The 7,901-nt window shown below is 67.3% G+C and carries 7 protein-coding genes and 1 pseudogene; 6 read left to right on the forward strand and 2 right to left on the reverse strand.

What is annotated here, in order from left to right; genetic code table 11:
- Positions 1-224 precede the first annotated feature (224 nt).
- The 6 genes from ACAM49_RS21490 to ACAM49_RS21515 are packed head-to-tail and all read left to right on the forward strand — an operon-like array spanning position 225 to position 6,088.
- Positions 225-1,694 (forward strand): aldehyde dehydrogenase, encoded by a 1,470-nt coding sequence (locus ACAM49_RS21490; protein ID WP_369637333.1) that lies wholly within the window; start codon positions 225-227, stop codon positions 1,692-1,694.
- A gap of 11 nt (positions 1,695-1,705) precedes the next feature.
- A complete protein-coding gene (locus ACAM49_RS21495) occupies positions 1,706-2,458 on the forward strand; it encodes an SDR family oxidoreductase (protein WP_369637334.1) in 753 nt (250 codons plus the stop codon).
- The gene (locus tag ACAM49_RS21500) at positions 2,455-3,330 is read left to right on the forward strand and encodes an NAD(P)-dependent oxidoreductase (RefSeq protein ID WP_369637335.1); all 876 of its coding nucleotides are present in this window, start codon (positions 2,455-2,457) and stop codon (positions 3,328-3,330) included. The genes ACAM49_RS21495 and ACAM49_RS21500 overlap by 4 nt, the downstream gene beginning before the upstream one ends.
- Positions 3,327-3,704 (forward strand): carboxymuconolactone decarboxylase family protein, encoded by a 378-nt coding sequence (locus tag ACAM49_RS21505; RefSeq protein WP_369637336.1) that lies wholly within the window; start codon positions 3,327-3,329, stop codon positions 3,702-3,704. Before ACAM49_RS21500 ends, ACAM49_RS21505 begins: the two co-directional genes overlap by 4 nt.
- Before the next feature lie 29 nt (positions 3,705-3,733).
- The gene (locus ACAM49_RS21510; RefSeq protein ID WP_369637337.1) at positions 3,734-5,212 is read left to right on the forward strand and encodes an FAD-dependent oxidoreductase; all 1,479 of its coding nucleotides are present in this window, start codon (positions 3,734-3,736) and stop codon (positions 5,210-5,212) included.
- A gap of 15 nt (positions 5,213-5,227) precedes the next feature.
- Positions 5,228-6,088, forward strand: coding sequence for an LLM class F420-dependent oxidoreductase (locus tag ACAM49_RS21515; protein ID WP_369637338.1), 861 nt, complete (start codon positions 5,228-5,230; stop codon positions 6,086-6,088).
- 63 nt (positions 6,089-6,151) lie between these two features.
- On the opposite strand, the gene ACAM49_RS21520 is transcribed toward ACAM49_RS21515, so the two are convergent.
- Both ACAM49_RS21520 and ACAM49_RS21525 read right to left on the reverse strand, forming a co-directional pair.
- The gene (locus ACAM49_RS21520) at positions 6,152-7,606 is read right to left on the reverse strand and encodes a DUF222 domain-containing protein (RefSeq protein ID WP_369637339.1); all 1,455 of its coding nucleotides are present in this window, start codon (positions 7,604-7,606) and stop codon (positions 6,152-6,154) included.
- A 115-nt stretch (positions 7,607-7,721) separates the two neighbouring features.
- Positions 7,722-7,901 (reverse strand): annotated as a pseudogene (locus tag ACAM49_RS21525) (esterase); the annotation flags it as partial.

Raw genomic sequence — 7,901 nt, forward strand, 5'->3', positions numbered from 1 at the left:
ACCTCGTATTCGATAACGCGTTCATCGGCTCCGACGAACGTTTTCCAGCAACGGAGACACGTAGCTGGACATGTGTCTGTACGGTACTAGCGACGGGATCACCTGACAACGGAATCCCCGAATCCGAATCGGCCGCAACCGAGCAAACTGAAACATGTTCTTGCGCGGTTCCGAGCCACGAACCTATAGTCCGTACACGTGTCCGGACAGCATGGGAGCTACCTATGAGCCCGAGCGATCTCGTCCCCGACGGCGGTTCGCAATTGCTGATCGGCGGCAAGTTGACGCCCGGCGGCGGCGGTGTGTTCACCACCGCCGACCCGGCGACCGGGGAACCCCTCGGCCACGCCGCCAATGCCGACGCCGCCGATATGGACGCGGCCATCGCCGCGGCCCGCACGGCATTCGACACCACAGACTGGTCGCGCGATCCGGGTTTTCGCGCGGCCGGTCTGCGGCAACTACGAGACGCACTACAGAGCCACATCGAGGAACTGCGCGAGATCACCATCGCGGAGGCGGGCGCGCCCCGCATGCTCACCAGCGGCCCGCAGCTGGAAGGCCCGGTCAACGACCTCGGCTATTTCGCGGATCTGGCCGAAAACTACGCCTGGGAAACCGATCTCGGCATCGCCTCGCCGATGGGGATCAAGAGCTCCCGCAAGCTCCGCCGCGAGCCCATCGGCGTCGTCGGCGCGATCACGCCGTGGAACTTCCCGCATCAGATCAACTTCGCGAAGCTGGGTCCGGCGCTGGCGGCGGGCACCACTGTGGTGCTCAAGCCCGCACCCGATACGCCGTGGTGTGCGGCGGCCGTCGGGCGAATCATCGCCGAGGAGACGGACATTCCGGCCGGTGTCGTCAATATCGTCACCTCCGACGACCACGGGCTCGGCGCACAGCTGGTCACCGATCCGCGGGTGGACATGATCTCGTTCACCGGCTCTACGGCGACCGGAAAATCCGTAATGACCTCGGCGGCAGCCTCTTTGAAGAAGGTCTTCCTGGAGCTGGGCGGCAAGTCGGCGTTCATCGTGCTGGACGACGCGGATATCGCGGCCGCGGCGAGCTACGCGGCCTTCGGGGTCTGCGTGCACGCGGGCCAGGGCTGCGCGATCAGCACCCGGCTGCTCGTCCCGAGGGAACTCCATGACCAGGCCGTCGAAGCCGCCGCCCGCACCCTGGCCAATATCAAGCCCGGCGATCCGAACAAGTCCGGAACCGTCTGCGGCCCACTGATTTCCGAACGTCAACGCGCCCGCGTCGAACGCTATCTCGATATCGCCCGCGCCGAGGGCGGCACCATCGTCACCGGCGGCAACCGCGTCGACCGGCCCGGCTGGTTCATCGAACCGACCCTGATCACCGGTCTCCCCAACAGCTCCCCCGTGGCGCAGGAGGAGATCTTCGGCCCCGTCCTCACCGTCATCCCCCACGACGGCGACCTCGACGCCGTCCGCATCGCCAACGACTCCCCCTACGGCCTGTCCGGTTCGGTCTGGGGCCGCGATCCCGAGCGCCTGCGCACCGTGGTCGAGGGCGTCCGTACCGGCACGCTCAGCGTGAACGGCGGCGTCTGGTATTCGGCCGACGCGCCCTTCGGCGGCTACAAGCAGTCCGGCCTGGGCCGGGAGATGGGCGTCCTCGGCTTCGAGGAATACACCGAGACCAAACTCATCGCGACCGGCTGCTGAGGAGTACCGACATGAGCCGTTTCACCGACCGATCCATCATCGTCACCGGCGCGGCCCGCGGCATCGGCGCGGCCTACGCGCGGGCCCTGGCCGCCGAGGGCGCGAAAGTCGTTGTCGCCGACCTGAACAGCGAGCTGGGCGAGGCCGTCGCCAAGGAGATCACCGCCGACGGCGGCAAGGCCGTCTTCGCCCAGGTCGACGTCGCCGATCCCGAATCCGCCAAGGCCGTAGCCGATTTCACCGTCGCCGAATTCGGCGGCATCCACCACCTGGTCAACAATGCCGCCATCTACGGCGATATGAAGCTCGACATCCTGCTGACCGTCCCGTGGGATTACTACAAGAAGTTCATGGCCGTGAACCTGGACGGCGCATTGAACATGACCCGCGCGGTGTACAAGCACATCGCCAAGGCGGGCGGCGGCTCGATCGTCAACCAGTCGTCCACGGCCGCCTGGACCTACTCCGGCTTCTACGGTCTGGCCAAGGCCGGAATCAACAGCCTGACACAGCAATTGGCGCACGAGCTCGGACACTCCAAGATCCGCGTCAATGCCATCGCGCCCGGCCCCACCGATACCGAGGCCACCCGCAGCATCGTGCCGGAGCAGTTCGTGGATCAGCTGGTCAAGCAGATGGCGCTGAAGCGGCTGGGCACCACCGAGGACATGGTCGGCGCGTGCCTGTACCTGCTGTCCGACGATGCGGCCTGGGTGACCGGCCAGGTCCTGAACGTCGACGGCGGGCAGGTCTTCCGGCCATGAGCGAAACCCAGGAATTCCCGGTAGGTTTCATCGGCCTCGGCAATATGGGCGCGCCGATGGCGCAACGCCTGGTCGACTGGCCGGGCGGACTGGTCGTCTGCGATATGCGGCCCGACGCGCTGCAACCGTTCACCGATGCCGGTGCGGTGCCCGCCGCATCACCGGCCGAGGTGGCCGAGACCTGCCGCGTCGTCTCGGTCGTCGTCCTGGACGACGACCAGGTCCGCACGGTGGTCGACGGCCTGCTGCAAACAGCCAAGCCCGGCACGGTGATCGCCGTGCACTCCACCATCTCAGACAAGACGGCCATCGAACTGGCCGCCGAATGCGCTTCGCACGGAGTCGAATTCGTGGACGCCCCCATCAGCGGTGGAGCCCCCGCCGCCCAAAAGGGCGCACTGGCGGTCATGGTCGGCGGCACCCCCGCTGCCTTCGAGGCCGCGCGAGAGCCGTTCTCCCGCTTCGGTTCCCTGGTCATCCACGCCGGTGAGGTCGGCGCGGGCACCCGAATGAAGCTGGCCCGCAACCTGCTCCACTTCGTCGCCTTCACCGCGGCGTCCGAGGCTCAACGCCTGGCCGAGGCAGCCGGTCTCGACATCACCAAACTCGGCAAGGTGGTCCGCCACTCCGACTCGCACACCGGCGGCCCCGGCGCGATCATGCTCCGCAAGACCACCGCGCCCGTCGAACCCGACGATTTCTGGTTCCCCATCCTCGGCCACGTCCGCGATCTCGGCGAAAAGGATCTCGCCCTGGCCCTCGACCTCGCCACCCGGCTGGATCTGAATCTGCCGCTGGCCCAACGCGCATTGCACGACCTGGGTGACGGACTCGGTGTGGGTCCCGGCCCGATCGCAAAGGAGCATTCATGACAGACGAGCAGGTTCCCTCCGAAATCAGGCAGCAGGGTCTGAAGACCATGTCGGAGGTCTACGGCTTCGACCTCCCGAACCTGACCGGCGACCCGTTCTACGAGGTCACCGTCGACCACCTCTTCGCCGACATCTGGAACCGCCCCGGCCTGACCATGCGCGACCGGCGGCTGCTGCTGCTCGGAGCCATTGCCGCCCAGGGCAATGCGGAGATCGCCGAAATCCAGGTCGGCGCGGCCCTGCGCAACGGCGAGCTGGACGCGGACCAGTTGCGTGAGATCGCGGTCTTCCTGGCCCACTACATCGGCTGGCCCTCCGCCACCAAGCTGGACGGCGCGATCCGCAAGACGCTCGCCAAAGACAAGAAGAAGTAATCCCCACCCGCAGTTAGGAATTCAGAGACATGGCGGAAACCGCAACCGCAACCGTCCGGCCGCTCCGGGCCAGTGAGGTCGAAAACTGGGACTACGAGGCCGATGTCGTCGTGGTCGGCTTCGGCATCGCCGGAGTGTGCGCCTCCATCGAGGCCGCACGCTCCGGAGCCGACGTCCTCGTCCTGGAACGCACCGGCGGCTGGGGCGGCGCGGCCGCCATGTCCGGCGGATTCATCTACCTGGGCGGCGGCACGGCGCTGCAGCAGAAGCTCGGCTTCGAGGACACGGCCGAGAACATGGAAGCGTTCCTGACCGCCGCCCTCGGTCCGGGCGTCGACAAGGCCAAGATCCACGACTACTGCCAGGGCAGCGTCGACCACTTCGATTGGCTTGTCGCCCAGGGCGTCCCGTTCAAGGAGGAGTTCTGGGGCGAGCCCGGCTACGAGCCGCCCGCCGACCAGGGCCTCATGTACTCCGGCGGCGAGAACGCAGCCCCCTTCAAGGACAAGATCCCGCCCGCTCCCCGCGGTCACCTGGCCTGGACCAAGGACAAAAAGCTGGGCGAGAAGGGCGGCGGCTACATGCTGATGGAACCGCTGGCCCAGAAGGCCGAGGAACTCGGCGTCCGCCACGAATACGACGTCCGCCTGCGCCGCCTGGTCGTCGACGACTCCGGCCGCGTGGTCGGCGTGGCCGCCACCCGCTACGGCAAACCGGTCCTCGTCCGCGCCGAGCGGGGCGTGGTCCTGGCCACCGGCAGCTTCGCCTACAACCACGAAATGGTGGAACGCTTCGCCCCCAAGATCTCCGGTCGGCCCACCGCCACCGTCGAGGAACACGACGGCATCGGCATCCAGGTCGCCCAGGCCCTCGGTGCGGACCTGGCACACATGGACGCCACCGAGGTCGCGTTGGTCGTGGACCCCCAGCTGGTCGCCCGCGGCATCCTGGTGAACGGCCGCGGCCAGCGCTTCATCACCGAGGACACCTACGCGGGCCGCATGGGCCAGGCGGTCCTGCAGGACCAGGGCAACCAGGCCTACCTGGTGATCGATGAACTCGCGCTGGAGGAGGCGATGGAAACCCAATCGTCCCTGTCGTTCCTGCGCGTAGCCCCCACCTGGGTGGCCGAGACGGTCGCCGAGCTCGAGAGCGAAATGGGCCTGCCGGAGCACACCCTGCAGTCGACGATCGACCTCTACAACCACCACGCCGAAAAGGGCGAAGACCCCTTCCTGGGCAAGAAGACCGAATGGGTCAAGCCCATCCGCACCCCCCTCGGCGCCTACGACCTGCGCGGCTACACCGGCGGTTTCACCCTCGGCGGCCTCCGCACCGACCTGGACTCCCGAGTCCTCCACGTCACCGGCGACCCCATCCCCGGCCTCTACGCCGCCGGCCGGGTCACCTCCGGCATCTGCGCCGGTGGCTACGCCTCCGGCTGCTCGCTCGGCGACGGCAGCTTCTACGGCCGCCGCGCCGGTGTCTCCGCCGCCAAGCAGCTCTGAAAGGACCACACCCCCATGCGATTCGGCATCGTCCTCTTCACCAGCGACCGCGGCATCACCCCCGCCGCAGCCGCCAAAGCCGCCGAGGACCGCGGCTTCGACTCCTTCTTCGTTCCCGAACACACCCACATTCCGGTCAAACGCGAAGCGGCACACCCCCAAACGGGCGACGCCAGCCTCCCCGACGACCGCTACATGCGCACCCTCGATCCGTGGGTGGCACTCGGCACAGCCGCCGCAGTCACCTCCCGCATCGAACTGTCCACCGCCGTAGCGCTTCCCACCGAGAGCGACTGCATCACCCTCGCCAAGACCATCGCCACCCTCGACCACCTCTCGGGCGGCCGTGTCACCCTGGGCGCCGGATTCGGCTGGAACACCGACGAACTCACCGACCACGGCGTCCCCGGCAACAAGCGCCGCACCGTCCTGCGCGAATACATCGAGGCCATGCGCGCCCTCTGGACCGAGGAAGAAGCCTCCTACTCCGGCGATTTCGTCACCTTCGGCCCCAGCTGGGCCTACCCCAAACCCGTCCAACCCCACATCCCCCTCCTCATCGGCGCCGGCGGCACCGACAAAACCTTCAAATGGATCGCCCGCTCCGGCGACGGCTGGATCACCACCCCCTACGAATCCGACGTCTCCGCCTCCACCAGCCTCCTCATGAAGCACTGGCAAGAAGCAGGCCGCGAGGGCACCCCGCGCGTAGTAGCCCTCGCCTACAAACCCAACCCCGACCAACTCGAATCCTGGTCAGCCGCAGGCGTAACCGACGTCCTCTACGGCCTCCCCGACAAACCAGAACCCGACGTCCTCGCCTACCTAGACCGCCTGTCCGCCAAGCTCGCACCCCTGGGTCTTTCGACCTCGTAATCTCTAAAAGGTGATCCGTGCAGTCCGTGGGCCGGAACGCAAGTTCCGGCTCCCAACTTGGCGTCAGCCCGCCCGGCGGGTCCGCCAGTACGCCTTCCGCTGCGACGGCGTGCAGTACACGTGCATCATCTCCATCAGCCCATCGATGACCGGCCCCGCATCGATGAACGGGGAAATGGTTTCCGCGTCGGGGACACCGGCAGCGGTCACCGGCGGCACCGGTTCCGACGGGAACAGGAACTGTGCGCCTTCAGGTGTCGTGGTGATCGAATCGCCGGTGGGCGTGGTCCATTGCACCTCTCGATCCGGGAGATGATCGACCTTCCAGCCGTTGCGATTGTTGTCGGCGAGGGTCTTGAGCCGGTGATGGCGTCGACACCGCGCGCCCAGATTGTGTTCGCTGGTGGGGCCGCCATTGTCTGGATTGCCGTGGTCGAAGCGGTCTTGGTGGTCGAGGTCGGTGTCGGCGGCGGGCACCTGGCAGCCGGGCGCACGGCAAATCCCGTCGATCGCACGCACACGCGAGGCGACGCGCGCGGTGGGCTTGTACACAAGTTCACGGGTCGGTGTGGTCGCGGGCGTCGCGGCCGAGGTGGCTTCGGGCGCCGGGGTGTCGGTGATGATCTCGAAGCGGGCGTGGCGGGCAATCTGACGAGCCAAATCCGCGTCGATCGCCCCGAACCCAGCCAGCAGCGCCGGGTTATCCTGCAGTCCGGCAAGGGTTTCCGCCGACACGCCCACCTGCACCAACGCCTTGCGCGGCATCGGCGCCACCGCATCGAACGCCGCGCGGGGGCAGTCTTCGCGCCCGCACTGACACGTCAAACGGCCCGTGCCATCAGCGAGGGCCACCAGAGCATCAGCGCGACGCTGGTTCTGGGTGCGCGGATCCTCGCCACACACCTGGGTGCACGCCATCTCGCGCAGCTTCTCGTACAAGGTGCGTCCCCCGGCGGCAGGCAAGACCGCGTCCACGACGGCGGTGCCATTGTCGGCGGCAGAGACGCTGACATAGCGTTCGGCCTCGGCCTCCTTGCGGCGCACGGCCTGACCCTCAGGGTCGGCCTCGGTGATCCAGCGGCGCGCGGTACGCCGAACCCGCTGCGGGTTCGCGTCTTCCGCATACACGGCGATCTTCGGCTCCAACTCGGTCAACAGATCCCCACGCACATTGGTGAGGGTCTCGCGGATCGCGCGCACCTGCGCCAGGTCGATACGCCCGGCAGCGAACGCTTCCGCCGTGGTCGGGAGGCGGTGCTCGAGATCGAGCCCGATATTGATCAGGTTATCCGCGGACCGCTGCGACATCTTCAGTGCGACACCGATCTCGGTAGCAGTGCTCTCCCCCGCATACAACAGCCCAACCCCCAGGTCGATCTGCTGCGCACGACGGCGCTCGTACAGCCGTGTCATGAGCGCCGCTTCTTCGGCCTGCAACGCAGCTATCCGCGAGTGCACACTGCGGAGCTGCTCGACCAGTTCCCGGTCGGCAGCCATCTCAGCAGCGAAATCACCCATACCTTCGATCATAGTTTCGAATCACGCGACACGACAGCACGATCAACACGACCCACCGTGTAAATCTCCAGCTAACAACAAGATTCGCATCGTCGTCAATGCTGAGGGCGCTCTATCAGTCGCCGACGCCGAGTTCGGCGCGCACGGCTGCCACGACCCGGTCCACGCAGTCTTGTGGGCCGGCCGCGAGGCGGTTGTGGGTTACGGCGAGGGTGAGGTTGTGGTCGGGGTCGGCGAGGGCGAGGCTGCCGCCGGATCCGTTGTGGCCGAAGATGGTTGGGCGGGGGCCCATGGG

The organism is Nocardia sp. JMUB6875 (assembly GCF_041154655.1).
In the GTDB taxonomy this organism is placed as follows: domain Bacteria; phylum Actinomycetota; class Actinomycetes; order Mycobacteriales; family Mycobacteriaceae; genus Nocardia.

Excerpts from the sequence above, each read along its gene's own strand:
- ACAM49_RS21490 (WP_369637333.1), top strand. The coding sequence starts at position 225 with ATGAGCCCGAGCGATCTCGTCCCCGACGGCGGTTCGCAATTGCTGATC.
- ACAM49_RS21495 (WP_369637334.1), top strand. The coding sequence starts at position 1,706 with ATGAGCCGTTTCACCGACCGATCCATCATCGTCACCGGCGCGGCCCGC.
- ACAM49_RS21500 (WP_369637335.1), top strand. The coding sequence starts at position 2,455 with ATGAGCGAAACCCAGGAATTCCCGGTAGGTTTCATCGGCCTCGGCAAT.
- ACAM49_RS21505 (WP_369637336.1), top strand. The coding sequence starts at position 3,327 with ATGACAGACGAGCAGGTTCCCTCCGAAATCAGGCAGCAGGGTCTGAAG.
- ACAM49_RS21510 (WP_369637337.1), top strand. The coding sequence starts at position 3,734 with ATGGCGGAAACCGCAACCGCAACCGTCCGGCCGCTCCGGGCCAGTGAG.
- ACAM49_RS21515 (WP_369637338.1), top strand. The coding sequence starts at position 5,228 with ATGCGATTCGGCATCGTCCTCTTCACCAGCGACCGCGGCATCACCCCC.
- ACAM49_RS21520 (WP_369637339.1), bottom strand. The coding sequence starts at position 7,606 with ATGGGTGATTTCGCTGCTGAGATGGCTGCCGACCGGGAACTGGTCGAG.